This is a genomic window from Micromonospora sp. NPDC049900 (genome assembly GCF_044461025.1).
Classification (GTDB): domain Bacteria; phylum Actinomycetota; class Actinomycetes; order Mycobacteriales; family Micromonosporaceae; genus Micromonospora.
On the sequence record NZ_JBITKM010000007.1, the window covers coordinates 76,891 to 102,586 of the forward strand.

Genomic DNA, 25,696 nt, shown 5'->3' on the forward strand with positions numbered 1-25,696 from the left:
GTCGACGCCACTGAGCATGTCCGTCGACCGGGCCGATCCCCGGGCACCCGTCATCCGGGTCGGCGGCGACCTGGCCTACACCACGGCGACCCCACTCCGGGTGGAGATCGACCGGCTGCTGACCGGCGGTCCGGCCAGGGTCGTGCTGGACTTCGCGGACCTGCAGTTCATCGACAGCACCGGGCTCAGCGTGATCGTGCACGCCTGGCGGGAGGGACAGCGGTACGGCAGCACGGTGGAGCTGTGCGCGGTGCCGCGGTTCCTGGAGACCATCCTCGACATGACCGGCGTCACCGGGCTGCTCGCCCGTCCGGTCGGTGACGGTGGACCGGCGACCGGGCCGGAGGACCAGCCGACCGTCACCGCGTGAAAGTTGTTCTCCGGACGAAAACGCCGACCCCGCGACTTGCGTCAGACGCAGAGGCTGGGAGCATGGAGTCCATGTCCTCCCCGCTGTTGGCCATCGAGGTCAGCCGTCTCGACGCCGGACGCGCCGAGCTGCGGCTGACCGGTGACCTGGACTTCGACAGCGCACCCGACCTGATCGCCGCCGTCGCGGAACTGCGCCGCTCCGGCTACCGGCAGCTCGTCATCGACCTCGCCGGGGTCGGCCTGTGCGACTCCTCCGGGCTGAGCGCCTTCGTGGTGGCCCATCGCAGCGGGTCCGACCCGATCCGGCTGGTCAACGTCAACCCGATCCTGCGTCAACTGCTGGACCGCACCGGCCTGGCCGAGCTGCTGCAACTGCCGCCGGCCGTGGACGGCGACGGCGTCACCGCGGTCGGCTGAGTCACCGCGCGGTCGGCCGAGCGCGCGAGGCGCGGCCCGACCGGGGTGGCCCCCGACCCTGGGACCAGGGGCCGGGGGCCGGAGGAAGGCTCAGGGCGTCGGGACCGGACGGGTTCCCACGCGATGCGGCTCGGCGGTGCTCTCCGCGTCGTCGGGCGGTCCCGCCTCCGGCGGCTGGAACAGATACCGGACGAACTCCCCGTCCGTGCCGTCGTCCTCCGCACCGGGCCACTGGCCGGCGCAGTCGACGCCGATCACCTCGCGGCCGGTGCCGTCGGGCTCCTCCAGCAACGCCCACAGCGTCACCGGGTAGCACCGGGTGTTCTCGGCGGTCAGACGCCATCGCGCGTACCAGCCCGGTCGGGCGGGGACGATCTCGACAATCTGCTTCATCGGACCTTCCCTTCCGCGTGCCTCGGAAGTTCGTGCCTCACACCGGGTTCTCCGGCGACCCCGATCGTCCGACCGGCCCGGGTGAGCGCCCCTCACCCGGGCCGGATGAAGCCCTCCGGCCCGTCCGGGAACGATCGTCTCGCGGGCCGAGCGATCGTTTCCTGCTCGCTGGCAACGGGAACGCGGCACGGTGAGGCCCGACGAGAACCGACGGAAGCGAGGTGTCACCGTGCGCAAGCAGATGGAGGGCGACAACCAGCGCCGCCGCGCTCTGGCCCGGCAGGCCCGTGAGCGCGGTATTCAGGCCGCCGACACCGGTGCGAGTCTGAGCGCCTCCAAGCAGCTCACGCACCTGGAGCAGAGCAAACGCGCCGGTCCGCCGCCGGCCGGAAAGAACCACAAACCGGACACGACGCGCGGTGGGCCCGCGCCTCCGCCGGCCGGGGTCGCCGCGAACCCTCGGCCCCGACCCGAGCCGGGCACGAACGCCCCGGGAGTCACCAGCATGGGCTACCGCGAACTCGTCGAGGACGTCGTCCGGCGGTCCGGCGTCGACTTCCGTACCGCCAAGGTCGGGGTCGAGTCGACGGTGCTCGTACTGGCCACGGCCCTGGAGGCTAGCGAGCGCCGGCGCCTGCTGCGGGCGGTACCGACCTCGCTGCACGACGTCGTGCCGGTCGACGGCATCCGACGCCACCGGGACCTGTCCGGATTCCTGTCCGAGGTGGGCCGGATCAGCGGACGTACCCCGGAGCAGGCCCGATACCAGGCTGAGGCCACCCTGGCGGCGCTCGCCGAGCAGGACCGCGACCTGGTCGACTCGCTGCACGTCCCGGACGAGTTGCGCGACCTGCTCGACCCGCCGGCAGCCGGCGGCGGTGTGGTCGGCGTCGACGGCAGCACCCCGCCGCTCACCGACGGCGAACTGCGCGACGCGCTGAGCGGGCTGCCCTACTGGTCCGGCGACGGCGAGGCGCTGTCCCGGACGCTGGAACTGCCCGCGGACAACCTCGACCGGGTGCTCGACCGGCTCGACCTGCTCCGGGACGAGACCGGCCGACGGCCGCGCATCGGCCGCGCCGGCCCCACCACGGCGGTGCTGACCGTCAGCAGCCGCAACGCCGGAGCGGTGACCGCGATGGACGTCGACCTGGCCCACGCCGTCGACGACGCGATCGACGAGGCGGGCGCCGGGTTGGCCGCCGGCTGATCACCGCCGCCGGGCGGGCGTCCCCCGCCCGGCGGCCGGTCAGCGGGCGTGGCTCGGCAGCTCCGGCGACTCGCTCTCCAACGGCACCGCGTCGGCGGGGATCAGACCCAACTGGGCCGCCGACCGGGGCAACGCGGCGTCGAGCAGCCAGTCCGCGCTCACCCGGGCCCGGTTGCCCGGCATGGCCAACAGGTGGTAGCCACGGGTCACGGCCTTCGCCGGCAGGCCCGACAGGGGCACCTTGAGCGGGTTCGCCGCCGCCTGCTTGCCGCCGAGGTCGACCACCCAACCGAGGTCGTGGTGCTTGTACGGCCGACGCCGACCCTGCCCGTACGAGGCGGCGATGTTGTGCGCGGCGAGCTTGCCCTGCCGCTGGGCGTGCTGCGCGGTCATCGTGCAGATCTCGCCGGGCCGGGTCAGGTCGGGCACGGCGGCGGCGTCACCGCAGGCATACACCTCGGGGAAGCCCGGCACGTTGAGGTACTCGTCGACGACCAGCCGTCCCTTCTCCGTCCGCAGGCCCAGTTGCGCCACGAACGGGTCGGGACGGACGCCGACGCACCAGATCAACGAGCAGGTCGGCACGTACTCCCCGTCGGTGAGGGTGACCCCGTCGGCGGTGGCGACCGCCACCGAGGTGCCCATCCGGACGTCGACGCCGCGGCGGCGCAGCACCCGGTCGGCGGTACGCGACATCCGCTGGTCCAGCTCCGGCAGCACCCGGGGCGCGACGTCCAGCAGCATCCACTTCGGGCGGATCGGCAACCGGGGACGCTGGGCGGTCAACGCGTCGGTGAAGAGTTGCCCGTGCGCGGCCACCTCGGTCCCGGTGTAGCCGGCGCCCACCACCACGAACGTGGCCCGGGCCTGCTGTTCGGCCGGGTCCTCGGCCTGCTCGGCCAACTCGATCTGACGGACCACGTGGTCGTGCAGGTAGAGCGCCTCCGGCAGACCCCGGAAGCCGTGCGCGTACTCGGTCACGCCGGGAATCGGCAGCAGCTTGTTCACGCTGCCGACGGCGAGGACCAGCCGGTCGTACGCCAGGCGGTTGTGCTCCCCCTCGGGCTGGGTGAACCCCACCCACCGGTTCTGCAGGTCGACGTGGTCCGCCTCGCCGATGACCACCCGCACCCCGTCCAGCGTGCCGGTCAGCGGCACCGCGATCCGACCCGGCTCCACCACACCGGCGGCCACCTCGGGCAGCAGCGGCAGATAGAGGAAGTAGTCGGTCGAGTTCAGCAGGACGATCTCGGCCCGGTCGCGGGCCAGGCGGCTGAGCGTCTTCGCCGCGTGGTACCCGGCGAAACCGGCCCCCACGATCACCACACGAGGCTTCGTCATTCCGGGGCCGTTCCCACCCCGCAGGCCGACAAACGTCGCCCCGGCCACCTACCGGCCGAAGGGCCGGTCCGACGGCATCGGGAACTGGAGGAACGTCGCTCCGCGCAGGTCCAGCCAGGCCCGGTCCGGTGCGCGGACCAGCCGGAGCATCACGTCCGCGCAGGCCGGACAACGGGCCACCAGCCCCGGGGCGTGCGAGTAGACCCGCAGGCCGGCCATCGGGCCGGCGGTACCGCAGTGGGCGCAGCGACCGGTGGCCGTGCTCAGGTCCACCGCGAACACCTCCCCCAGCGGGCCGTCGAGCATGTTCCCGTCCACGTACGGCAGCGCGGTCATCCGTGGCTCCTCTCAGCCGGTCGGGCCGAAGCGTTCGGTGCGTACCCGCCGGGCCGGGTGGCCCAGGCCGACGAGCAGGTCGGAGACGGTCTCCACGAAGCCGGTCGGGCCGCAGACGTAGACCAGCGGTGTCAGCTCCGGTGGCCAGCCGTGCGTGTTGACGTCGGCGAGGCCGAGCCGGTGCGGTTCGCCCGACCAGCCGTCCGGGGCCTCGCGGGTGTAGACGTACGCGACGTCGAGACCGGCGTCGTCGCGGATCCGCCGCCGCAGCTCGTCGGCGTAGAACACGTCGGTCGGGGTGCGCACGGAGTAGATCAGCCGGAACGGGGTGCGGCTGCCGGCGGACCGGCGGGACCGGATCATCGCCATCAACGGCACCACACCCGAGCCTCCGGCGACCAGCAGCACCGGGTCGGTCTGGGTGGGCCGCCAGACGAACCAGCCGCCGATCGGGCCGCGCACCTCGATCGGGTCACCCTCGCGGTAGCCGTCGACCAGGAACGGCGACACCTCGCCGTCGGGCACCCGTTGCACGGTCACCTCGATGTGGTCGCCGTCGGCCGGCGCGGCCAGCGAGTACGACCGGGCCGCCTGGTACCCGTCCGCAGCGGTGAGCCGCAGGTCGACGTGCTGCCCGGGCACGTGGGCGGGCCAGCCCGGCACCTGGAGCACCAGGGTGTGCGCGGTGGGCGTCTCGACCCGGCGGTGCACCAGCCGGGCCTGCTGCCACCGCATCCGCCCGCTCAATCGCCCTGGTACCGCTGCTCACGCCACGGATCCCCGTAGTCGTGGTAGCCGGCGGTCTCCCAGAAACCGGGGGTGTCCTCCAGGCCCAGCCGGATGCCGCGCACCCACTTGGCGGACTTCCAGAAGTACAGGTGCGGCACCAGCAGCCGGGCCGGTCCGCCGTGCTCGGCGGGCAGCTCCGCGTCGTCGTACGTGTGCACCAGCCAGGCCCGACCGTCCATCAGGTCCTCCAGCGGCAGGTTCGTGCTGTAGCCGCCGTAGGAGTGGGCGAGGGCGTAGTCCGCCGCGGTGTCCACCCCGTCCAGCAGGGTGTCCAGCGAGACGCCCCGCCAGGTGGTGCCGAGCTTCGACCAGCGGGTGACGCAGTGGATGTCGACCGTCGGGGTCTCCTGCGGCAACGCCATCATCTCGGCCCAGGACCAGCGGTACTCCGTGCCGGTCTCGGTGGTGATGACGAACTCCCAGCTCTCGCGCGGCACCTTCGGTGTGGGGCCGGCGGAGAGCACGGGGAAGTCGGGTGTCAGGTACTGACCGGGTGGCAGGTCCGGTGCGTCGGCGCGTGGCCGACCCTGGAAGCCGGGCGTGACGATACCCACCGCACAGTCGTACCACGCCCGGCCCCGTCACGGGGGCGGGTCACTTCCGTTCGGTGACGACCTCCTTGGAGCCCGGCACCACGTTGCGGGTGGCACGCAGGCTGGTGATCGTCACGACCGTCAGCACACCGATGATGACCAGCAGGGACGCCACGGTCGGGATCTCCGGCACGCCCTCCCAGATGCCGTGCGCCCAGTGCAGGCCGAGCTTGACGCCGATGAACGCCAGGATGATCGCCAGGCCGTAGGTGAGGTGGACCAGGCGGCTGAGCGCGGCGTGCAGCACGAAGTAGAGCGCCCGCAGACCCAGCAACGCGAACGCGTTCGTGGCGAAGACGAGGTACGGGTCCTCGGTGATGCCGTAGACCGCCGGCACCGAGTCCACCGCGAAGACCACGTCGGTGGCGAAGACGGCCACCACCACCAGCGCCAGCGGAGTGAGGGCGCGCCGACCGTCGACCCGGACGACCATCTTGGTGCCGTGGTACTCGTGGACCACCGGCATGAACCGGCGCAGCAGTCGCACCGAGCGCATGTTGCCGATGTCGACCGACTGCTCGTGCCCGGTGAACGCGTCCCGCAACAGCTTCGCCGCAGTGAACAACAGGATCAACGCGAAGATCAGGAACGCGAAGTCCAGCGTCTGCAACGCCGCCGCACCCAACGCGATGAAGATACCCCGCAGCACCAACGCGCCGGTGATCCCGAACAGCAGCACCCGCTGGGCCAACTCGGTCGGCACCGCGAATGCCGCCAGCAGCAGCATGAACACGAACAGGTTGTCCACCGACAGCGACTTCTCGACCAGATAGCCGGTCAGGTACTCGAAGCCCCGTTCCGAACCGAACTCGGACCACACCCAGGCACCGAAGGCCAGCGGCAGCGCGATGTAGAAGGTCGACCAGCCCAGTGCCTCCCGCAGGGACACCTCGTGGGGCTTGCGCGTCACCACGAAGTCGAGTACCAGCAGGGCCAGCACGCCGGCGATCGTCACCGCCCAGAGAGTGGGCGTACCCACCGACTGCAAACCGGCAGCAGCATAGGACAATTCGGACATGGGGCCTCCTCGAACACCGTGTCATGTTCGAGGTCTCCTTCACCCACGTTTCGGTGGGCAACCACCCGAGGCACACCCGGGGTGCGCCGTACTGACCGGTATGGTTCGTGGGAAGTACTCCCCTCGTACCGCCAAGGTTAGGACAGCCCGATCCGACCCGCCAGACGGGGGCTCCCATCGGCGTGGACCGCGTCCGACCAGGTCGGAACGCGGAGTGACGATGCCGGTACCGGACTCGGACACGAGCGCCTATCGTGATGACGATGACCGCAGAACGGGCGGCCGGCCCACTCGCCGGAGTACGCGTGGTCGAGCTGGCCGGGATCGGTCCCGGCCCCTTCGCCGCGATGATGCTGGCCGATCTCGGCGCGGACGTGATCCGGGTGGACCGGGTCACCGAGGTGGACCCCACCGCCTTCGGCACCGCCCATCCGGACCTGCTCAACCGGGGCCGACGCTCGGTCGGCGTGGATCTCAAGTCCGCCGGTGGACGCGAGGTGGTGCTGGCGCTGGTGGAGGGCGCGGACGCGCTGGTCGAGGGGTTCCGGCCCGGCGTGACCGAGCGCCTCAGCCTCGGCCCGGCCGACTGCCACGCGGTCAACCCGAGACTGGTGTACGGCCGGATGACCGGTTGGGGGCAGGACGGCCCGAGCGCCCCGTACGCCGGGCACGACATCGACTACCTCGCGTTGACCGGCGCGCTGCACGGCATCGGGCGGGCCGACGATCGGCCGGTGCCCCCACTCAACCTGCTCGGCGACTTCGGCGGCGGCGGGATGATGCTGGCCCTGGGCGTGGTCTGTGCGCTCTACGCGGTGCGCGGCGGCGCCACCGGCCAGGTGATCGACGCGGCCATCGTGGACGGGGTGGCGGTGCTCGGCACGCAGATCCACGCGTTACGGGGACTCGGCCTCTGGCAGGACCCGCGCGGGGTCAACCTGCTCGACGGCGGCGCGCCGTTCTACGACACCTACGAGTGCGCGGACGGACGGCATGTCGCGGTCGGTGCGCTGGAGCCGCGCTTCTACGAGGAACTGGTCCGCCGTACCGGCTTCCCGGTGTCGGGCGACGAGGCGCCGGACCGGACCGACCCGGCGAACTGGCCGGCGTTGCGGGCCGCCTGGGCGCGGCTGTTCCGGACGCGGACCCGGGACGAGTGGGCGGCCCTGCTCACCGCCTCGGACGCGTGCGTGGCGCCGGTGCTGGACTGGGCCGAGGCGCCGCAGCACCCGCACCTGGCCGCCCGGGACACGTTCGTGGTCCGGGACGGGGTGGTGCAACCGGCCCCGGCCCCCCGCTTCTCCGGCACCCCCACCTCGGTACGCCGGCCGCCGCCCTGGCCCGGCGAGCACACCGACGAGGTCCTCGGCGAGGTCGGCTACGGTCCGGAGCGGGTGGCGGCCCTGCGGGCCGACGGGGCGGTGGGCTGAGTCACCGGCGGCGCAGGGTCGCGCCGGGAGCCAGTGCGGGTTCGACCAGGTCGCGATAGTCGCGGGGCAACTGGACCACCAGCGTGTCGAACTCGCCGGCCAGCGCCTCGCGCAGCGCGGTGAAGACGGCGCGGACCCCGCCCCGGGCCGCCGACGTCTCGACGCCGAGACGGAACGCCACCCGGGCCGCGAACTCGTCGGCGTCGAACCGCTGTGCCGCCTCGCTGTCGGGGGTCGACCGCATCGACTGCCGCAGCGGCACCGGCAGTTGCAGAGCCAGGTCCAGGGCCTCGCCGCCGGTGAGCCGCTCGGCCAGGGTGACCAGCGTCGCCCGGGTCAGCTCCACCGCCCGCTCCGGCGTGGTGCCCGCCCGACGGGCGACCCGGTCGACGAAGGTGTCGTAGTCCATCGCGTACCCCCTCGGGCGGCGGTTACCCGGCGCAGCGGGCCGGAAACGGCGGCCGATTCTGCACCGGGTCGGGCGTGACGGCAGCCGCGGCGGGTAACCGCGCCCGGTCGTGGCCGGATCGAAGCCGGGAGGAGCCGAACCGATGGCGAGTTACGCCGACGTCCTGCAGTACCTGTCCAGCCTGGACTACCCCGCCGGCAAGGACGACGTGGTCCGCGAGGCCGAACGTGAGGGGGCGCCGCCGGACGTGGTGCAGGCCCTGCGCGCACTGCCGCCGGTGGACTACGCGAACAGCACCGAGGTGGCACGTTCCGCCCACATCGACGCGAGCGAGGACGCCGACGACGCGCAGCGCGGCGCGGCCGGACGCGACAAGCGTCACCAACGGGTGTCCCAGCACCTGCGCAGCATCTGATCCGGCGGCCGGTCCACGGGCGAGGGCCCGGACCGGCTGTCGGCATGTCGAGGTGACGGCGCTCGACGGGGCGCCGACAGGCGGGCGCCCCGGTCGCGAACCGCGACCGGGAGCGCCGCTACGTAAACGCCTGCCCTGGTGGCACTGCCGACCCGAACCGGGTCGACATGACCAGACGGCGACAACCACCCGAACCGGGCGGCTGCTACTGCGACCACCTTACCCCACGCCATCAGCCGAACGGACAGGGGGTGCCGACGAAGGTATTCATCCGGTCGGTGCGGCGTACCGCCGCTCCAGATCGACCCGTGCCAGAGCCCCTACCAGCCAGGCGAAGCGCTCCGATTCGCGCCCCCCGGACAGCGCGGCGAGATCCTCGGCGGACCGGCCCAGACCGAGGCGGCGGGCTGCGGTCAGGGCACGCCGGTCGGCCACCGGTCCGACCTCCCGCCACAGCGCCTGCGCCTCGCGGAGGAACAGGTCGACCGCCTCTCCGTCCGCCCCGGGCAACGCCGCCAGCAGGGCCCGCTGCCGCGCCGGGTCGTAGCCGGCCGCGGACCGCAGCCGGCGCAGGTCGCCGCCGTACTCGTCGCGCACCGTCCGGGCCAGATCGCCGAGCAGCGTCGCCACCGCGTCCACGTCACCGCGCCGGCCGCGCTCGCGCAACACCCGGACCAGGTCGGCGTGAGTGGCACGGGCCAACCGGGCCGCGCTGTCCCACCCGGCGTCGGGCAGCGCGTGCGCGCTGTCCAGAGCCCGCCGGAAGTCCCCCCGGCGGGCCAGCAGGACCGCGAGGCAGAGCACCTGGAACAGGCTGGACGGGTTGTTGGTGACCCGGAAGCCGTACTGCTCGGCGAAGCCCCGGCCGCTGCCGGCGAGCCGCCGGGCCAGGCGTCTACGGTCCTCGACGGTGGTCACGGTGCTGGTCATGTCGGCTGTTACCCGCGCCGACGGCGGCCACGCCTGCGACGCGGTCAGTCCCGGAAGCCGCCCGAACGGTCCCGGGCCTTGAGCCGGACCGTGGGCAGCGCCGGGGCGGGCAGCGGCGGGTCGGGGTCGTCGGCGACGGTGCCGAACCGCCGACCGGCCATCCAGTCCTCCCGGGCGGTGGCGATCTCCTCGTGGCTGCGGCCGACGAAGTTCCACCACATCACCAGCGGCTCCTCGAACGGCGTCCCGCCGAGCAGCATCAGCCGGGTCCCCGGCCCGCCGCGCACGGTCAGGACGTCCCGGCCGGTGCCGAGCCAGAGCAGCGCCCCGGGTTCGAGCGCCACCTCGTCCACCTCGGCGGCGCCGTCGAGCGCCAGCAGCGCGTACTCGAAGTCGCGGCGCAACGGCACCGCGACCGGACCGGCACCGCGCAGGTCGAGCTGCGCGCCGAGCAGCGGGGTGTGCACCCGGGCGGGCGAGACCTCGCCGCCGAGGTCGCCGACCAGCAGCGTGACGTCCAGGTCGCCGTCGCGCCACCGGGGCAGCTCGGCGTGGTGGGCGAAGTCGGCCGCGCCGGCCCGGGCCGGGTCCGGCAACGCCACCCAGAGCTGCACGCCGTGCATCAGCGGCGGATGGGCCGCCGGGGACCGTTCGGAGTGCGCGATGCCGTGACCGGAGGTCATCACGTTGAGCTGGCCGGGCCGGATCGGCTGCACGTTGCCGAGGCTGTCGCGGTGCAGGATCTCGCCGTCGAGCAGCCAGGTCACGGTCTGTAGCCCGGTGTGCGGATGCGGTGGCACCTCCATGCCGGGCCGTTGCGCCACGTCGTCCGGACCGAAGTGGTCCACGAAGCACCAGGCGCCGACCATCCGGCGGGTGCGTTGCGGCAGCAGCCTACGCACCGTGGTGTAGCGCCCCAACGGCACGTCGTGACCGGGCAGCAGGACGCTGCCGGGGTCGACGGTGGCCACACCGGGTGGTCGGGTCTGCGCGGGCATCGACTCGGCACGTTCCACCATCCGACTGTACGCCCGTGCGTCCGGCCCGCTCAGCCGCCGCGTACGGTCACCCGGTTCGCGCCCGCCACCAGGTCCAGGAAGATCCGGTCGCCGGCCCGGTCCCAGCCCGGCGACCCGAGCACCGTCTGCGGGGCGACCCCGTCGAGGCGCTCGTCGTACACGGCGACCGCGCCGGCACCGGCGACCGACCGGACGCGGACCGGCACGCTACCGACCACGGTGACGTCGAACCGGTTGACCCCACCGGTGACCCGCACCACGACCAGGCCCTCCACCGCGGGCAGCCGCAGCGTGGTCCGGGTCGCCCCGCCGGCCAGTTCCAGGCCGCTGAGTCGGGCGGCGGCGAGGTCCAGCCGCCGGTCGGTGCTGCCGCCGGTGAGCGACACCTGCCAGCGCACCCGGGCGTTGAGCAGCACCTCGACCTCGCCCGGCCCGTCACCCTCCCGGGACAGGCGCAGCCGCACCCGGTCGCCGACCAGTTCCGGACGCAGCCGGGTCACCGACTCGGCCGGGGTGATGATCCGGTACAGCTCCTCCCCCAGGTCCGCCACCCGCAGGTCGAACCGGGTCACCCCGTCGACCAGCTCGAAGGTGGCCTGTCGGCGGCCGTCCAGCGGCGCGGTCTCCACCTGCTCGGGGCTCTGCGCCGCCGCCCGGGCCGCGCCGCCCAGTCCGCTGGTGCCCTCGGGCGCGGCGGTGACCTCGGGCAGGTCGCCGGAGAAGACCCGACCGAGCCGGTGCGGGTCGGAGAGGATCACCACCACGGCGGTCGCGCCCAGCCCGAGCATCAGCACCGCGGCGGCGGCGAGCAACCGTGCCCCGGCCGACCAGGTCGGTCGTCCGGCCGCGACGTCGGCCGGGCCCCCCGGCTCGTCCCGACGTGCGGGCTGGTCCCGCTCGTCCTCTTCGCCGGGTGGGCCCTGGGACTCGGGTCCGTCCGGGGCGCCGGCCTCGTGTCGACTCACGGCCGCTTCGTCACCCAGGGTCACACCGCCCGCGTGTCGCGGCTCGTCACCGACGGTCACCGGTGGCGCCGGCACCTCGTCTCCCGACCCCTGTCCCGAGGGTCTCGGACGGTACGCCTCGTGCTCCGACTCGGCCATGCCACGTCCCCTTCCACGGTCCCCTACCAGCAGGTACGCGCCAGAGGGCGGGTCGGATCAGTCAACCCGGCGACGAACCTCGCCCCCGGCCGGCGGATCCAGTCGTCCGGCGACCTTGCCGGCACAGTCGCCGAGGACCTCCCGGGCGTCCAGACCCAGGCTCTCGATGGCCACCAGCGCGGTGAACGCCACGTCGGCCAGCTCCGCCGCCACGTCCGCCCGGGTGTGCGTGACCCCCTTGCGCGGGTTCTGGCCGAGGCACCCGATCCAGGCGCCCGCCACCTCACCCGCCTCCTCGGTGAGCTTGAGCATCCGACAGGTCAGCTCCGCCTCCCCGGTGCCGTTGGTCGCGTCCAGCCAGTCACGCGCGGTGCGTACCGTCGTCCAGATCGTCTCGTCCACTCCGCCAGTGAACCGGACGGCGGTCACCATCCGTATCCGGGGGCACCGCCGTGACGGCGGTGCCGAGGCGCGGCGACGACGCCGTGCGCGGACCGCAAGGACGTGTCGGTGATGCCGGAGACGGTCGAGTCGGTGTTCGCCGCTGTGGTCGACCGCAACCCGGGTGAGCCCGATTTCCACCAGGCCCCCGCCTCCACCCTGTTGATCAAGGAGTTTTGGTGCTCGACGCGCCCCGAAAGCACCGAAACCTCTTGATCGACAGGGCGGGACGGCGGCGCGGGACGGTCTAGATCGGGTGGACGGCGGTGATCGTGGGGAGGACCGCGACGACGTCGAAACTGTGTCGGGGGGACGGCAGCTCGTGGTAGTGCTCCTCGTCGCGCTCGGGGTCGTACCTGCCGGAGACCACCCGGGTCCGCGCGGGACGGTCGAGAAGCGGGGCCAGCTCGGTCGGAGACGGCGAGCGCAGGTCCACGATCCGTACGTCGACGCCACCGCCGGCCAGCAGCACCGACTCCAGCGAGTTCGGGCTCGCCCGGGGAAGGTCCCGGCCGGGAATCCGGCCCTGGCCGAAGGTGAGGTGCACGGCGGCGTATCCGTCGCCGAGAGCCGCCCGGAGATGGCCGCCGGTCATCACCTCGTGTGCCGCGACCCGCGTGCTGCCCTCCCAGAAGACGATGCGGGCGCCGGTGCGCCGCTGATGGGCGAGGAGCCGGTCGGCAGTCTCCCGTTCCTCCCGCACCAGGTCGTGACCCACCCCGATGGCGTTGGCGTGGTGCGCCACGATCGCGTCGAGCAGCGACAGTGCCTCGTCGCGCTCCGGGCCGGGGTCGAGCCCGACGACCAGATCGTGGGCGGCGCGGGCGAGGTCGACGAAGGGCGTGCCGGGGTGGGTGCCCCGCGCCCGTCGGACGTGCTCGCCGTCGTCGTGGGCGGTGCGGATGATGTCGAGCAGGCTCTTGGCCTGCGTCGCCGTCGTCGGGTCCAGCCGCGCGAGCAGCCTCACGACACGGTCGTAGTCGGCGGGCAGCACGCGCGAACCGCCGACCGCGACGATCCGCACCGGGTCCGTGGGGTGCCGCTCGTTGTGCCGGCGGAGCCCACCGAGCGCCTCGCGCATCTCGGCCGTCCGCCACGGCCCCCACGCCTGGCCGAGCGCTGCGTCGAGATCGATCGCCCTGCCCTGGACGAAATCGTCGTACCGCTCACCGATGCGCGGGTTGTCGACCACCGCGACGACGCGGAATCCGGATTCGATCAGCGCGTGGGTGCTCTGCTCGACGAGGCCGAAGAGTTCGTGTGCCTCGCGGGTGGAGGTGCCGAGACCGACGATCGTGGCGTGGCCGACGAGGGATGCGATGCGGTGCCCGGTCTGCCGGAGGTCGTACGTCCGTCCGCTCATACGACGCACGATCACAGTTCAACATATGGTGAAGTCAAGCCTCGTCACCGAGGCCGTCCGCGTGCTCACCGGATCGCGTGGCCGCGCCCGATGTCGCACAGCCGGGTGCCGGATCCCAGGGCGGCGAGGTGCGTCCTGAGGTCGGCCAGTCGCTCCTCGGCCTCACTGACCAGCCGGTGCGCGACCTGACCCCACTCCTCGGGCGTCGGGTCCGCCGACAGTCCGTCGAAGAGGGCGGCGATCTCGCGCACGGTCAGGCCGACCCGCTGGGCGACCCTGGCGACCTCGATGCGGCACACGGCCGACGCCTCGAAACGGCGCTGGTTGCCGGTGGTGCGGCCGGCGCTGATCACGCCATGGTTCGCATAGAAGCGCACGGCGGACGGTGCGACGCGACTGCGGGCGGCGACGTCGCCGACGGTGAGCGTCATCGGGGCGTCCGGCTTCACGGTCATACCCGGACGGTAGTCACGCCCCGACTTGACTTCAACCAATGGTGAACCTGGAACCTCGCTGCCATGACCACTTCGCACGCACCGCACGACGACACCCCGCCCTCCGGCGTACGCGTGGCGGTGATCTCGGCGAGCGTACGCAAGGACCGGATGGGGCCGACGGTCGCCGACTGGGTCGTCGCCGCACTGGAGGGTTCCGCCGACGTCGATCTGATCGACCTGGCCGACACGCTCCTGCCCGACGACAGTCTGCTGTATCCCGGCGGTGGGCCGAAAAGCGCCGTGGCCGACCGGATCGACGCGGCCGACGCCTTCGTCTTCGTGATGCCGGAGTACAACCACGGCTACCCGGCCTCGCTCAAGCGCCTGATCGACTGGCACTACCGGGAGTGGCGCCTGAAACCCGCGACGATCGTGGCGTACGGCGTGCACGGCGGACACGCCGCGATCGAGCAACTCCGCGGTGTGCTGGCCGAACTCAACGTCGTGACCACCCGCCGGGTCGTCGGCCTCCCCGCGCCCTGGGACCGCCTGGACGAACAGCAGCGGTACGCGCCGGACGACCGCCTCACCCGTGGCCTGGCCGGTTGCCTCGACGAGCTGCGGTGGTGGGCCGACGTGCTGGCGGACGCCCGCCGGAGCCGCCCCTTCCCCGCGTAGGACCGGCCGGGCGGGCCAGGCCATGAAACGGTGCCGGTGCCCGCCGGAGGGAACGGCGGGCACCGGCACCGGTGTTCACTGCGGGCCGGGCCCGCGGTGTCGGATCAGTTCGCGCTGCCGAAGCGGCGGCGGCGCCAGAGCACCGTGCCGAGCAGCATGACCGCGCCTGCCGCGACGAGACCGCCACCGACCTTCATCGGCGTGCTCGTGTTGCTGCCGGTGACCGGCAGGTGCGGCTTCTTCTTGTGCAGCACGCGCAGTTCGGTCGAGGCGGTCCGGCCGGACTCCCGGCCGACGGCGGTGAAGGTGAGCAGACCGGTCACCGACGGGGTGTACCGGCGGCTGAACTCGCCGCGCGCGTTGGTCCGGGCCGTGAAGGTCAACGGCGCGCTGGCCTGGAAGGCGACCGGGGCCATCGCGACGGTGCTGCCGTCGCTGCGGCGGGCGGTGCCGGCGGCGGGTGCCGCCAGCGGCTGGGTGGTGACGGTGATGTCGACCGTCTCGTTCGGCCCGAAGTTGCGGCCGGTCAGGACGACCGTCTCACCGAGGAAGATGGTCGGTCGGTTCACCGTGAGCGAGGCCAGCACCGGCGGATAGGGCGGTGGCTGGGGTGTTCCACTCACGGATGGCGTCGGCTGCGGCTGCGCCGCCCCCGCCGCGGTCGGCACGGCGACCACGGCCAAACCGACCGTGAGCGCCATGATGATGCGGGATAGCCGCATTGTTGGTTCCCTCCTACTGAGTACAGCTTGGTGCGGTGACAACATGGGTGGTCCATGGGGTGGCGGTGGGCGTGAGCCACAACTCGGCCGAGCCGCTGCCCGTCTTGCCGGTCAGCAACGAGACCTGCAGCGTCCGGGTGTCCCCCGGTCCTGTCTCGACGTTCACCGTGGCCACCTGGCGGCGTCGCTCGGTGCCGTTGCCCACCGACGTCTCGGCCCCGTCGAGGCGGGTGTCGAGCACCGCCCCGCCGGCCGGGCTGTAGACCGAGACCAGGGTCCGAACCGTGTACGGGTCTCCTGCCTGGGCCAGTCCGAGCACGGACTCGGTGAGACCCGAGGCCGGCGCGGTGGATCGCAACGTCACCCGGAGGTGCAGTTCGCGACGACCGTCGGCGAGGCAGTCGCCGACGGTGAGGTCGGCGGTCTGCCGGAGGTAGTAGCCGAGCTTCGCGCCACTGCCGTCGTTGAGGAACACGCCGACAGTGGGCACGGTGTCCTGTTCCGGAAGCGTCCCGGCCATTCGGCTCTCGCCGAACACCCGCTGTTCCTCCGGACGGGCACTCCAGAACAGTATCCGACGTTCTTGTATAGAGCGGCTAAAAGCGGACAATAGCCCGTTCGGGTGTGTGTTACGGGCGAAAAGGGTGTCGAACACGGTCGCGGCGGCGGCGGCGAAGAAGATGTCCTGCTCCGCCGGGGCCATCCGCTGGTACGTGTCGCTGAGCAGGGTCCGCACCGCGTTCTCGGTGCTGAGCGACACCCCGCCGGGCACCCGGACCGGCCCGGTGGCCTGCAACAGGTACGACAGCACCACCGGGTCGACGGCGAGCACCCCGTCCACGGTGTCGCCGCTGTGCCGCCGGTACATCTCCCGGTAGAGCGCGGCGGCGGTCGGGAAGTGCGGGCTGAGGTTGACGTCGGCCGGGTACATCCCGGGCAGCTCGCCCCAGAGCGCCTGCTGCTCGGCCGGGATCTTCAACGGCTTGGCGAACATCCCCAGGCCACTGCTGGCCCCCTGGTCGCCCATCTCGATCCGACCCTTGTTGGCCTTGATCACCGCGTACGCGCCGAACATGCCGCCGGTGGACCGCAGCTCCGCGGAGTTCTGCGACACCAGCAGGTACTGCCGTGCGCCGTCCACGCCGAGCAGCGGCGGCAGCAGTTGGGCGGCCTTGCCGGAGGCCGAGGTCATGTCGGCCAGCCGGTCGATCTCGCCGCGCAGTTCCTGGAGCGCCTCGCGTACCTGCCCGACCAGCCGGTCGACGGGCACCACGGACAGTTCGGCGCGGATCCGCTGGACGGTGGCGTCGACCTCGACCAACTCGTCGCCGACGCCCCGCAGCCCGCCCAGGTCCAGCCGCCCCGACTGCGGCACCAGGCCACCGAGGTCGACCCGCAGCAGTGCCGGGAACGCCTGGCGGGCCAGGTCGTCGACGGCGATGGCGATCTGCCGGACGGCCGCGAGGTTGGCGCCCGCGTACGGCGCGTGCTGGGCCGTCCACCAACCCGGGTCGGCGGTGGCCGCGCGGGCGGCGCCGGACTGCACCTGCAACGCGGCGAGCGTCCGCTGCGCCCGGTCGGTGTCGCCACCGACCAGGTGCGCGCTCAGCTCACCGGCCAGTCCGGCGGCGTTGACCAGGTGCGCGCGGGCCTGCCAGCCCCGGAATCCCACCCATCCGACGACGCCGGCCAGCAGCGAGCCGACCACCAGCGTGACGAGTAGGGCACGACGCAGACGGGCGCGCCGCCGTCGGCGGGACCGGCCGCGGATACGGCGCGGGCTCTCGCGTTCCGTCACACCACTCTCCACTCCAAAATTCGGACAGAAGCCACCATTGTTCCTAACAGGTAACGACATTGTTGGGGAATTGATGACGCTATCGGGCTGTATGTGAGTTTCGGTCGTGACTCGCGTTCCGGGCGCTGCTGCCGGCCGCCGCCCGCAGCAGCGCCTCGATGCGGTCCACCCCGGCCGGCATCGACATCTCCCGCAGGTACGCCTCGCGACCGCGCCGACCCATCTCGGCGCGGGCCGGCGGCGGGATGTGCGCGGCCAGCCAGAACCGGTCCGCCAGGGTGGCCCAGTCCTCCGGCGGGCAGGAGAGCCCGGCCCGGGTGCGCTCGACCAGCGCGGCCGTGTCGCCGCCGGTCGAGGCGACGACCGGCGCGCCACAGGAGAGCGCCGACTGGAGCTTGTCCGGCACGGCGCTGCGCAGCGCCGGCAGGTCCCGGGACATGACCAGTTGATAGTCGGCGGCGGCGTACAGCTCCGGCATGTCCAACGGCGAACGCCGGTCGACGAACCGGACGTTGTCGGCACGCAGTTCGTCGGCGAGCCCCCGCACCCGCCGCTCGTCCGCGCCCGAGCCCACCAGGACCAGGTCGACGGTCTTGTCCAGCGCGGCCGCCGCCCGGACCGCCGTCTCCAGTCCCTGCCGCGCCCCGATGGTGCCGGCGTGCATCACCACGCACCGGTCGTCGCGACGCACCAGTCGACGCGCGGCCGGACCCGCCGTCGCGGGCTGGAAGATCCGCTCGTCGGTCCAGTTCAGCACCACGCGGACCTTGGCCGCATCGACACCGACCCCGACGACCGCGTCCCGCAACGACGGCGAGGTCACCGCCACCACCGTGGCGGCCTGGTAGGTCCGGGTCATCGCGGCGCGCACCCGGGCCGCCCACCGCCCGTCGGCGCCGTCCGGCAGGTCCTCGGCCCACACCTCCGGCACGTGCAGCACCAGCGGCACCGGGCCGAGCAGGCGCAGCAGCGCCGCCGTGGCGAACGCGGCGGCCGGGGGCTGGTGCACGTAGAGCACGTCGACCCCGGTGAGGAACCGGCGTCCGACCAGCGCCGCGCTCCCCGCGAAGGAGAGCCAGGAGGCCGTCCGGCCGCGCGGGGAGAGGTCGCCGGTGCTGTACCGGGGCACCCGCCGCACGGTCAGCCCCCGGCTGCGCGTCTCGTGACGCCAGCGCTGGCGCCACCCCGGGTACACGTGCCCGCCCGGGTAGTCCGGGAAACCGGTCAGCACCCGCACCTCGTGGCCCCGGGCGGTCAACTCCTCGGCCAGGCTGCCGGGGATGAAGGCCGGTTCCGGCGGAAAGTGGTACGTCAGCAGGCCGATCCGCATCCCGCCACCTCCTCTGCCGGGCGCCGGTCCGGCGCGGCGGCCGGGGACCACGACGACCCGGCTGCGTACGATCTCGGCATCCCCTCACCGGGCGGCCACCACCGGCGGTCGTCCCCCGTCGCGGCGTTGCCGTCGACGGCCACGTCGTCGAAGGGGTCACCCATGCTCACCGGGGTGCTGTTCGTCTGCCACGCCAACCTGTGCCGGTCGCCGATGGCCGAGTACACCGCGCGCCGCCTGCTCGCCGGGCGTCCGCTGACCGTCGCGAGCGCCGGCACCGACGCCGTCGAGGGCTTGGAGATGCACCCGTACGCGGCCGAGATCGCCGCCGGAACCGGTGCGGACCCGGCGGCGTTCCGCAGTCGGCGGCTGCTCGCCGCGCACCTCACCGAGGCGGTGCTGGTGCTGACCGCCACCCGACGCCAGCGTTCGCTCTGCACCTCGCTGGCCCCGGCTGCGCTGCACCGGACGTTCACGGTGCGCCAGTTCGGTCGGCTCGCCGCGGCGGCGGAACCCGCCGAGGACGAGCCGGACGACTCGCTGGCGGCCGCGGTGGCCGCCGCCGCCCTGGCCCGGGGGCGACTGCAACCCGCTCCGGCGGAGGCCGACGACCTGCGCGACCCGGTCGCCGGCACACCCGCCGACTTCCGCGCCTGCGCGGAGGAGATCGAGCGGTCGTTGCGCCCCCTGGCGGCGCTCATCGGGGCAGCCGGGTGAGTTCCTGGGTGTGATCGGTCAGGTCGGCCACCGGCTTGCGCTCGGCGTGCCGACCGGCACCGGCCCGCCCGCCCGTCGCGGTCGTCGTCGGCGGTGTCTCGGCGACCACCCGGTACGCCTCGTACTGGTAGGCCTCCGCCTTGGGCACCCGGGCCATGTTCAGCACGCAGCCGAGCAGCCGTACCGAGACCGAGTGCAGCGCCCGCGCCGCCGCGGCGACCTGCGCCCGCGAGGTACGCCCCTGCTGGGTGACCAGCAGCGCGCCGTCGGCCTGTACCGCGACCACCACACCGTCGGTGACCGCGAGCAGCGGCGCGGTGTCGATGACGACGATGTCCGCGGACTCGCGCAGGGCGGTCAGCAGGTCGGACATGGCCTTGGAGCCGAGCAGCTCGCTCGGGTTCGGCGGGGCCGAGCCGCTGGGCAGCACCAGCAGGGACTTGTCGCCCCAGCGCTGGACCACGTCGCCGACCTGGACGTCACCGACGAGCACGTCGGTGAGCCCGACGCCGGAGTCGATGCCGAGGTAGTCGCCGACCTTCGGCCGGCGCAGGTCGGCGTCGACCAGCAGTACCCGCCAGCCCGCCTCGGCCAGCGCGATGGCCAGGTTGCACGACATGGTGGTCTTGCCCTCGCCCTGCAACGCGCTGGTGACGGCGATGACCCGGGCGGGTTCGTGCACGTCGACGAAGCGCAGGTTGGTGCGGAGCTTGCGGACCGCCTCGGCCCGCGCCGAGGTGGCGGCGTCGCCGACGATCAGCGGGGCGGTGCGGGCGCTGGCGTCGATCGGGATCTCGCCGAGCAGTGGGCTGCCGGTCACCCGTTGCAGACCGGCCGCGTCCCGCAGGCGTACGTCCGCCATGCCGCGCAGGATCGCCAGGGCCACGCCGGCCAGCAGGCCGATCAGGGTGCCGATGGCGGTGTTACGCAGCGGCTGCGGCGAGACCGGGGTGGGGGTGACCCGGGGACCGCTGACCACTTCGATCTTGATGGGTCCGGGGCTGCCGTCCGGCCGGGCCTCGACCTTCTGCACCAGCTCGACGAACTTCGCCGAGAGCGCCTCGGTCACCCGCAGCGCGCGGGTCTGGTCGGTGTCGGTCACCGACGCCCGTAGCAGGACCGTGCCGGTCTCGGTGGAGGTGCTGACCCGCTGCTGGATCTCCTCGGCGGTCAGCCCGAGCTGGTTGTCCGCGACCGCGGCCTGCGCCAGCCGGTCGCTGGTCAGCAGCTCGGCGTAGGACTTGACGCGCTGCTGGAGGAAGAGGCCACCCTGGTAGGCGTCGGTGACGCCCTGGCTGGGGGTGGTGACGAAGAAGGTGACCGAGGCGACGTAGCGGGGCTGCGCCCGAACGGTGACCAGGGCGGTCAGTCCGAGGGCCACCACGAGGGTGACCAGGACGATCCACCAGCGTTGACGAACGAGACGCAGTTGGCGGTACAGGTCCATCAGGCGCGCCTCCGTACCGGGCCGGTAACGCCAAAGAAACTCACGAAAACCCCCAAGGTCTACTTAATCTCGTGAACCATTAAAGCCGCTCATAAGCGTTATGTCCGGAGTTAGGGGTTTTCCTCGGCAGAGGACCGCGCCCGCAATGCCCAACCGGACCGACCGTCCGTCGGAATCGCCTGCCGACCGGGAAAAATGCGATTTCTCCGCCGGGGGCGTACCGGATCCGCCGCAGGTGATCGGGGCGGGGCACTCCCCCGGGCGCGCCGCCACCGGCACCGCTGGATAGGGTCGTGGACGGTGTGCCGGGAAGCCTGGTCGGCGTGGCAGTCGCGCTGTCCCCGACCGGCGAGGTGAGAACCAGGCATGTCCACATCCCCACCACCCCGACGCCGCGGCCTGCGGCGTCTCTTCGCGCGTACCTCCTGGCCGGAGGCCCGCTTCCTGGCCGAGGTGCTGCGCACCGAGACCGTCGGCGGCGCGCTCCTGCTCGTCGGCGCGGTGATCGCCCTGATCTGGGCGAACTCCCCCTGGTCCGGCGGGTACGCCGCGCTGGGCGCGTGGGTGCCCTGGCCCGGCGGCGCCGCCCTGCACCTCGATCTCGACCTGGCGACCTGGGCCGCGGACGGCCTGCTGGCGGTCTTCTTCTTCGTGGTCGGGCTGGAACTCAAACGGGAGTTCGTCGCCGGTGGGCTGCGCGACCCACGCCGCGCCGCGTTGCCCATCGTGGCCGCCGTGGGCGGGATGGTGGCCCCCGCCCTGATCTACGTCGGGGTGAACCTCGCGGCCGGCGGCGAGGGCCTGCGCGGCTGGGCCGTCCCGACCGCCACCGACATCGCCTTCGCGCTGGCCGTGCTGGCGGTGATCGGGGCGTACCTGCCGCAGGGGTTGCGCGCCTTCCTGCTCACCCTCGCCGTGGTCGACGACCTGCTCGCCATCACCGTCATCGCGATCTTCTACACCGCCGAGTTCCACCCGCTGCCACTGCTCGGCGCCGTGGCGCCGATCGCGCTGTTCGGCCTGCTGGTGCAGCGTCGGCACACCTGGTGGTGGGCGCTCGGTCCGCTCGCCCTGCTGGCCTGGACGCTGGTGCACGCCTCCGGCGTGCACGCCACGGTGGCCGGCGTCGCGCTCGGCTTCACCGTGCCGGTGCTCGCCGGGCGCGGGCGCGACGGCCGCCACCGTCCCGGCCTGGCCGCCCACCTGGAACACCGGTGGCGACCGGTGTCGGCCGGACTCGCCGTGCCGGTGTTCGCGTTCTTCGCCGCCGGTGTGTCGCTACGCGGCGCCGACCTGGGCGCGGTGGTCACCGATCCGATCGTGGTCGGCATCGTGCTCGGTCTGGTGGTCGGCAAGTGCGTCGGCGTCCTCGGCGCCACCTTCCTGCTGGCCCGGTTCACCCGGGCCCGGCTGGCCGAGGACATCACCTGGCCGGACCTGCTCGGCGTGGCCCTGCTGGCGGGCATCGGCTTCACCGTGTCGCTGCTGATCGGCGAGCTGGCCTTCGGCGCGGCCGGCACGGCCGGGGACAACGTCACGGTGGCGGTCCTCGGTGGTTCGCTGATCTCGGCACTCTGCGCCGCGCTGGTGCTGGCTCCGCGCAACCGCAGGTACCGGGCGATCGCCCGCAAGGAACGGGTGGACGCGAACCGGGACGGCGTGCCGGACGTCTACCAGCGGCCCGCCGACTGAGCCGGGCACGCCCGATCAGCCCTCGGACGCCCGGCCGACCCGCTCGGCCGGGCGGGCCGACCAGCGGAAGTTCTCCGTCAACGCGCTGCTGAGCATCCGCCGCAGCAGCACGATCAGGACGGTGGCAGCGAGTTCCCGCCAGGTCTGCTCCCCGGTCAGCCGCAGCAGGCCGGCGGCGACGAGCATGTCCAGCAGCACCCGCAGTGCGGTCGACCGGGACCCGGTGGTGACCAGCGCGACCCCGGCGCCGAGTACGCCGAGCGCCGCGACGACCAAGGCCAACGCCGGGATCACGACGCCCGTCCCGGTCGACCGACCTGTTCCTGCTCGTGCTCGATCTCCCGGCCGAGGACGTGGTTCAGCACGGTCCGGATGGCGGCGATCGCGGCGAGCTGGCCGATCTGGGTGAAGGTCGGCGACAGCGCGGTCCGCAGGATGTCCGCCGCCAACTGGAACTCCAGCCCGAGCACCAGGAACCGGCCGAGCGTCAACCGGATCCGGGTGAACACGGTCGCGTCGCGGTAGCGGATCCCGTCCACCACGAACCGCAGCGCGGCCCAGGCCGCCCCGATGACGATCACTGCTGCGCCGACCAGCTCCACCGCGATCACCAGGATGTGGTGACCGCGTTCCAGGAGCACGTCGACGTCCACGCGGGCGACTACCCGGGCAGGGCCCGGGTAGTCGCCCGCTCCGCTCGGTCAGGTGAGTTCCGCGACCGCCTCCAGGATCAACCAGATGCCGCTGATGGCGAACAGGGCCGCGGCACCGTACTTGATGGTCCGCTCCGGGAGCTTGCGGCCGAGGAGCCGACCGACGACGATGGCGAGCGCGTCGGCGGCGACCATGCCGATGGTCGAGCCGATCCAGGTGCCGAACCAGCCGTACTGGGTGGCGAGCGTGATCGTGGCGAGCATGGTCTTGTCGCCCAGCTCGGCGAGGAAGAACGCGACACCGACGGCCAGCACGGCCGACTTGCCGCCCTTGGCGGCCTTGCGCTTCTCCTCCTCGGTGAGCGTGTCCCCGCGCAGGGTCCAGAGGCCGAAACCGATGAAGGCCACACCCGCGAGCAACGAGATCCAGCCGGTGGGCAGCGCGGCGCCCAGCCCGACACCGATCGCCACCGAGGCCAGGTGCACCACGGCGGTGGCCACGGTGATACCGATCAGGATCGGCACGGTGCGATATCGGGTGGCGAATGCCAGAGCCATGAGCTGGGACTTGTCTCCCAGCTCGGCAACGAAGATCACGCCGAAGCTGACCGCCAGCGCGACGAGGAACCCCTCCATGACGTCCTTCCGGGTCGGGCCGGGAGGAGGAGACGGGGTGCCCTCGACCCGGCTGTCAAGCCTGGGTCGAAGGTCTCGCCCGCCCCGTCATGACGAGGCCGCGTGGCCGGATGCGGAACGCACCAGTATGTCGACCACGGCGTTGCGGGCTACTCCCCTTCGCTGCGGCACAGCCTAGCCGATCGTCGCCCGCCCGGACCGCCGGGTGACCCGACACACACGCCCGCCGTCGCGGTGCGCCCGCCGGATCAGTCCGCCCGCGCCAGGGTCACGCCGAACAGGCCGCCGGGGTCGGTCCAGAAACGCTCGGCGTGGAACCCCGCCGAGGCGAGTTCCGCCGCGATCCGCTCCGGACGGAACTTCGCCGACACCTCCGTGCGCAGTTCCTCCCCCTCCGCGAAGGTCACGTCGAGGTCGAGTACGCGTACCCGGACCGGCCGCAGTGCCCGCAGCCGCATCTCGATCCACTCCTGCTCCGGATCCCAGAGCGCGACGTGGGCGAAGGCCGCCGGATCGAAGTCGGCGTCCAACTCGCGGTTGAGCACCCGCAGCACGTTGCGGTTGAACTCCGCGGTCACCCCCGCCGCGTCGTCGTACGCGGGCACGATCACCGCCGGGTCCTTCACCAGGTCGGTACCGACCAGCAGCCAGTCCCCCACCTCCAGCGCGGCCCGCATCCGGGCGAGGAACTCGGCCCGCTCGGCCGGCAGCAGGTTGCCGATGGTGCCGCCGAGGAAGATCACCAGCCGCCGCCCGCCGGCGGGGAGCCGGTCCAGGTGCCGGGTGAAGTCGCCGACGATGCCGCGTACCCGCAGCCCGGGATAGTCGGCGGCGAGCGCGGCGGTGGACGCGGCGAGCGCGCTGGCCGACACGTCCAGGGGCACGAACGTGCCCAGCCCGCGTCGCCGGGTGAAGGCGTCCAGCAACAGCCGGGTCTTCTCCGACGAGCCGGACCCGAGCTCGATGAGCGTCTTCGCGCCGGTCAGCTCGGCGATCTCGGGCGCGTGTGCGGCCAGTACCGCGCGTTCGGCCCGGGTCGGGTAGTACTCCGGCAGCCGGGTGATCTCCTCGAAGAGTTCACTTCCCCGCGCGTCGTAGAACCACTTCGGCGGCAACCACTTCGGCTCGGCGGTCAGCCCGACCCGGACGTCGTGCCGCAGGCTGCGCTCGATGTCCCGGTCGTCGAGGTGGATCTCCAGCGGCTCGGTGCTCATCCGTTGTCCCTTCCGTCGGACGGTCGGTGGTGGGGCCCGGGCAGGGGGCGCAGGTGCAGGTCGGTGGCGGTGGCGGTGACGAGGTGGCCGTCCGGCACCTCCCGCCAGGCCGGGTCGTCGTCGTGCGGTTCGGAGGAGAGCAGCACCGAGTCCGGCGTGGTGCGGACGGAGAGGGCGTGCCCGACCACGCTGGCGACCACCGTCACGCCGTCGGTGAGCAACAGATTGAGCCGTGACCCCGGGGCCGCCGCGGTGACCGAGGTGACCGTCTCGGCGATCGCCTGCTCGGGTGGCAGACCGGCGCGCAACCGGTGCCGGACCAGCGCCCACAGCAGCGCCGAGTCGGTGCTGGCGTCCAGCGTGAGCAGATCGCGGACGGGCAGCGCGGCGGCCAGCGGCACCACCGCGTCCGGCCAGCCGCGCACCACCCCGTTGTGGCTGAACAGCCACCGGCCCGCGGCGAAGGGCGCGGCGGCGGCGTCCACCACCGCCATGCCGACCGTGGCCGACCGCACCGCGGCCAGCACCGCACCGGTCGAGGTGACCGCCGCCAGGTCGACGATGGTCGGGTCGCTCCAGATCGGCTGGGCCCGCCGGTACCGCACCGGATCGCCGCCGGTCGACGGATACCAGCCGACCCCGAACCCGTCCGCGTTGATCGTCCCGCCGCCGCGCATGTCGCGGGGCGCCCAGGACTGGCGTACCAGCGAGTGCGGCGGGTCGAACAGCAGTTCCCGCAGCGTCCGTGATGGCCCGAGATAGGCCAGGTGGCGGCACATCAGGCGCCTCGGAG

General features: G+C 72.9%; 31 protein-coding genes. 9 read left to right on the top strand and 22 right to left on the bottom strand.

The annotated features are described in order from the left end of the window. Positions 1-16: 16 nt before the first annotated feature. Complete coding sequence (locus ACIBMZ_RS17630) at positions 17-370, top strand: STAS domain-containing protein (RefSeq protein WP_396694933.1); 354 nt, start codon at positions 17-19, stop codon at positions 368-370. 62 nt (positions 371-432) lie between these two features. Next, positions 433-789 carry an STAS domain-containing protein gene (locus ACIBMZ_RS17635; RefSeq protein ID WP_396694935.1) on the top strand — a complete coding sequence of 119 codons (357 nt, stop codon included), beginning with the start codon at positions 433-435 and terminating at the stop codon, positions 787-789. Positions 790-879: 90 nt separating this feature from the next. Here ACIBMZ_RS17635 and ACIBMZ_RS17640 read toward each other — a convergent pair whose 3' ends face one another. Further along, entirely contained in the window at positions 880-1,182 is a 303-nt protein-coding gene (locus ACIBMZ_RS17640; RefSeq protein ID WP_396694937.1) for a hypothetical protein, read from the bottom strand. A 229-nt stretch (positions 1,183-1,411) separates the two neighbouring features. On the opposite strand from ACIBMZ_RS17640, the gene ACIBMZ_RS17645 reads away from it, so the two are divergent. Then, on the top strand, positions 1,412-2,392 hold the full coding sequence (locus ACIBMZ_RS17645; RefSeq protein WP_396694939.1) for a 4a-hydroxytetrahydrobiopterin dehydratase: 981 nt from the start codon (positions 1,412-1,414) through the stop codon (positions 2,390-2,392). A gap of 39 nt (positions 2,393-2,431) precedes the next feature. On the opposite strand, the gene ACIBMZ_RS17650 is transcribed toward ACIBMZ_RS17645, so the two are convergent. From ACIBMZ_RS17650 to ACIBMZ_RS17670, 5 genes are read right to left on the bottom strand one after another with little or no spacing between them, the layout of a single operon-like run. Beyond that, positions 2,432-3,733, bottom strand: coding sequence for an NAD(P)/FAD-dependent oxidoreductase (locus ACIBMZ_RS17650; protein ID WP_396694941.1), 1,302 nt, complete (start codon positions 3,731-3,733; stop codon positions 2,432-2,434). A 48-nt stretch (positions 3,734-3,781) separates the two neighbouring features. Beyond that, on the bottom strand, positions 3,782-4,069 hold the full coding sequence (locus tag ACIBMZ_RS17655; protein ID WP_396694943.1) for a DUF6510 family protein: 288 nt from the start codon (positions 4,067-4,069) through the stop codon (positions 3,782-3,784). A gap of 12 nt (positions 4,070-4,081) precedes the next feature. Then, entirely contained in the window at positions 4,082-4,804 is a 723-nt protein-coding gene (locus ACIBMZ_RS17660; RefSeq protein WP_396694946.1) for a ferredoxin reductase, read from the bottom strand. An 8-nt stretch (positions 4,805-4,812) separates the two neighbouring features. Next, positions 4,813-5,412 carry a sulfite oxidase-like oxidoreductase gene (locus ACIBMZ_RS17665; RefSeq protein ID WP_396694948.1) on the bottom strand — a complete coding sequence of 200 codons (600 nt, stop codon included), beginning with the start codon at positions 5,410-5,412 and terminating at the stop codon, positions 4,813-4,815. A 40-nt stretch (positions 5,413-5,452) separates the two neighbouring features. Then, a complete protein-coding gene (locus ACIBMZ_RS17670) occupies positions 5,453-6,469 on the bottom strand; it encodes a TerC/Alx family metal homeostasis membrane protein (protein WP_396694950.1) in 1,017 nt (338 codons plus the stop codon). A 263-nt stretch (positions 6,470-6,732) separates the two neighbouring features. Between ACIBMZ_RS17670 and ACIBMZ_RS17675 the strand changes: the two genes are divergently transcribed. Then, positions 6,733-7,899, top strand: a complete 1,167-nt coding sequence (locus tag ACIBMZ_RS17675) for a CaiB/BaiF CoA transferase family protein (protein WP_396694952.1) — start codon at positions 6,733-6,735, stop codon at positions 7,897-7,899. Between the two features lies 1 nt (position 7,900). Here the strand turns inward: ACIBMZ_RS17675 and ACIBMZ_RS17680 are convergent, their stop codons facing one another. After that, complete coding sequence (locus ACIBMZ_RS17680) at positions 7,901-8,308, bottom strand: DUF2267 domain-containing protein (protein WP_396694954.1); 408 nt, start codon at positions 8,306-8,308, stop codon at positions 7,901-7,903. Positions 8,309-8,450: 142 nt separating this feature from the next. On the opposite strand from ACIBMZ_RS17680, the gene ACIBMZ_RS17685 reads away from it, so the two are divergent. Further along, positions 8,451-8,723 carry a DUF2795 domain-containing protein gene (locus ACIBMZ_RS17685; RefSeq protein WP_396694957.1) on the top strand — a complete coding sequence of 91 codons (273 nt, stop codon included), beginning with the start codon at positions 8,451-8,453 and terminating at the stop codon, positions 8,721-8,723. Positions 8,724-8,990: 267 nt separating this feature from the next. Here the strand turns inward: ACIBMZ_RS17685 and ACIBMZ_RS17690 are convergent, their stop codons facing one another. The 4 genes from ACIBMZ_RS17690 to ACIBMZ_RS17705 form a co-directional block, all read right to left on the bottom strand. After that, complete coding sequence (locus tag ACIBMZ_RS17690) at positions 8,991-9,653, bottom strand: hypothetical protein (RefSeq protein ID WP_396694959.1); 663 nt, start codon at positions 9,651-9,653, stop codon at positions 8,991-8,993. Between the two features lie 44 nt (positions 9,654-9,697). Then, entirely contained in the window at positions 9,698-10,669 is a 972-nt protein-coding gene (locus tag ACIBMZ_RS17695) for a pirin family protein (RefSeq protein WP_396694961.1), read from the bottom strand. A 32-nt stretch (positions 10,670-10,701) separates the two neighbouring features. Beyond that, complete coding sequence (locus tag ACIBMZ_RS17700) at positions 10,702-11,637, bottom strand: hypothetical protein (protein ID WP_396694963.1); 936 nt, start codon at positions 11,635-11,637, stop codon at positions 10,702-10,704. 195 nt (positions 11,638-11,832) lie between these two features. Beyond that, positions 11,833-12,177: a MazG-like family protein gene (locus tag ACIBMZ_RS17705; RefSeq protein ID WP_396694965.1), complete on the bottom strand. Its 345-nt coding sequence runs from the start codon at positions 12,175-12,177 to the stop codon at positions 11,833-11,835. 108 nt (positions 12,178-12,285) lie between these two features. Between ACIBMZ_RS17705 and ACIBMZ_RS17710 the strand changes: the two genes are divergently transcribed. Next, positions 12,286-12,432 (top strand): hypothetical protein, encoded by a 147-nt coding sequence (locus ACIBMZ_RS17710; protein WP_396694967.1) that lies wholly within the window; start codon positions 12,286-12,288, stop codon positions 12,430-12,432. 31 nt (positions 12,433-12,463) lie between these two features. Here the strand turns inward: ACIBMZ_RS17710 and ACIBMZ_RS17715 are convergent, their stop codons facing one another. Both ACIBMZ_RS17715 and ACIBMZ_RS17720 read right to left on the bottom strand, forming a co-directional pair. Continuing rightward, a complete protein-coding gene (locus ACIBMZ_RS17715; RefSeq protein ID WP_396694969.1) occupies positions 12,464-13,579 on the bottom strand; it encodes an erythromycin esterase family protein in 1,116 nt (371 codons plus the stop codon). Between the two features lie 65 nt (positions 13,580-13,644). Then, positions 13,645-14,034, bottom strand: a complete 390-nt coding sequence (locus tag ACIBMZ_RS17720) for a MerR family transcriptional regulator (RefSeq protein ID WP_396694971.1) — start codon at positions 14,032-14,034, stop codon at positions 13,645-13,647. A gap of 63 nt (positions 14,035-14,097) precedes the next feature. Here ACIBMZ_RS17720 and ACIBMZ_RS17725 point away from each other — a divergent pair, with 63 nt between their 5' ends. Then, a complete protein-coding gene (locus ACIBMZ_RS17725; protein WP_396694973.1) occupies positions 14,098-14,694 on the top strand; it encodes an NADPH-dependent FMN reductase in 597 nt (198 codons plus the stop codon). 104 nt (positions 14,695-14,798) lie between these two features. On the opposite strand, the gene ACIBMZ_RS17730 is transcribed toward ACIBMZ_RS17725, so the two are convergent. The 3 genes from ACIBMZ_RS17730 to ACIBMZ_RS17740 form a co-directional block, all read right to left on the bottom strand. Then, positions 14,799-15,416 (bottom strand): hypothetical protein, encoded by a 618-nt coding sequence (locus tag ACIBMZ_RS17730; RefSeq protein ID WP_396694975.1) that lies wholly within the window; start codon positions 15,414-15,416, stop codon positions 14,799-14,801. A 13-nt stretch (positions 15,417-15,429) separates the two neighbouring features. Next, positions 15,430-17,214, bottom strand: a complete 1,785-nt coding sequence (locus tag ACIBMZ_RS17735) for a DUF4012 domain-containing protein (RefSeq protein ID WP_396694977.1) — start codon at positions 17,212-17,214, stop codon at positions 15,430-15,432. A 79-nt stretch (positions 17,215-17,293) separates the two neighbouring features. After that, entirely contained in the window at positions 17,294-18,544 is a 1,251-nt protein-coding gene (locus ACIBMZ_RS17740; RefSeq protein ID WP_396694979.1) for a glycosyltransferase family 4 protein, read from the bottom strand. Between the two features lie 162 nt (positions 18,545-18,706). Here ACIBMZ_RS17740 and ACIBMZ_RS17745 point away from each other — a divergent pair, with 162 nt between their 5' ends. Beyond that, positions 18,707-19,261: a low molecular weight phosphatase family protein gene (locus ACIBMZ_RS17745; RefSeq protein WP_396694981.1), complete on the top strand. Its 555-nt coding sequence runs from the start codon at positions 18,707-18,709 to the stop codon at positions 19,259-19,261. On the opposite strand, the gene ACIBMZ_RS17750 is transcribed toward ACIBMZ_RS17745, so the two are convergent. Beyond that, positions 19,242-20,708, bottom strand: coding sequence for a polysaccharide biosynthesis tyrosine autokinase (locus ACIBMZ_RS17750; protein ID WP_396694983.1), 1,467 nt, complete (start codon positions 20,706-20,708; stop codon positions 19,242-19,244). The two genes, ACIBMZ_RS17745 and ACIBMZ_RS17750, sit on opposite strands and share 20 nt — an antisense overlap. A gap of 366 nt (positions 20,709-21,074) precedes the next feature. Between ACIBMZ_RS17750 and nhaA the strand changes: the two genes are divergently transcribed. After that, positions 21,075-22,400, top strand: coding sequence for a Na+/H+ antiporter NhaA (nhaA, locus tag ACIBMZ_RS17755; RefSeq protein WP_396694985.1), 1,326 nt, complete (start codon positions 21,075-21,077; stop codon positions 22,398-22,400). A gap of 15 nt (positions 22,401-22,415) precedes the next feature. On the opposite strand, the gene ACIBMZ_RS17760 is transcribed toward nhaA, so the two are convergent. The 5 genes from ACIBMZ_RS17760 to egtC all read right to left on the bottom strand — a co-directional run bounded on the left by ACIBMZ_RS17760 (position 22,416) and on the right by egtC (position 25,682). Then, entirely contained in the window at positions 22,416-22,694 is a 279-nt protein-coding gene (locus ACIBMZ_RS17760) for a hypothetical protein (RefSeq protein ID WP_396694987.1), read from the bottom strand. Further along, a complete protein-coding gene (locus ACIBMZ_RS17765; RefSeq protein WP_396694989.1) occupies positions 22,691-23,053 on the bottom strand; it encodes a DUF1622 domain-containing protein in 363 nt (120 codons plus the stop codon). The genes ACIBMZ_RS17760 and ACIBMZ_RS17765 overlap by 4 nt, the downstream gene beginning before the upstream one ends. Before the next feature lie 48 nt (positions 23,054-23,101). Then, entirely contained in the window at positions 23,102-23,689 is a 588-nt protein-coding gene (locus ACIBMZ_RS17770; RefSeq protein ID WP_396694991.1) for a TMEM165/GDT1 family protein, read from the bottom strand. Between the two features lie 248 nt (positions 23,690-23,937). Then, complete coding sequence (gene egtD, locus ACIBMZ_RS17775; RefSeq protein ID WP_396694993.1) at positions 23,938-24,903, bottom strand: L-histidine N(alpha)-methyltransferase; 966 nt, start codon at positions 24,901-24,903, stop codon at positions 23,938-23,940. Further along, positions 24,900-25,682 carry an ergothioneine biosynthesis protein EgtC gene (gene egtC / locus ACIBMZ_RS17780; protein WP_396694995.1) on the bottom strand — a complete coding sequence of 261 codons (783 nt, stop codon included), beginning with the start codon at positions 25,680-25,682 and terminating at the stop codon, positions 24,900-24,902. Before egtC ends, egtD begins: the two co-directional genes overlap by 4 nt. Positions 25,683-25,696: the final 14 nt, after the last annotated feature.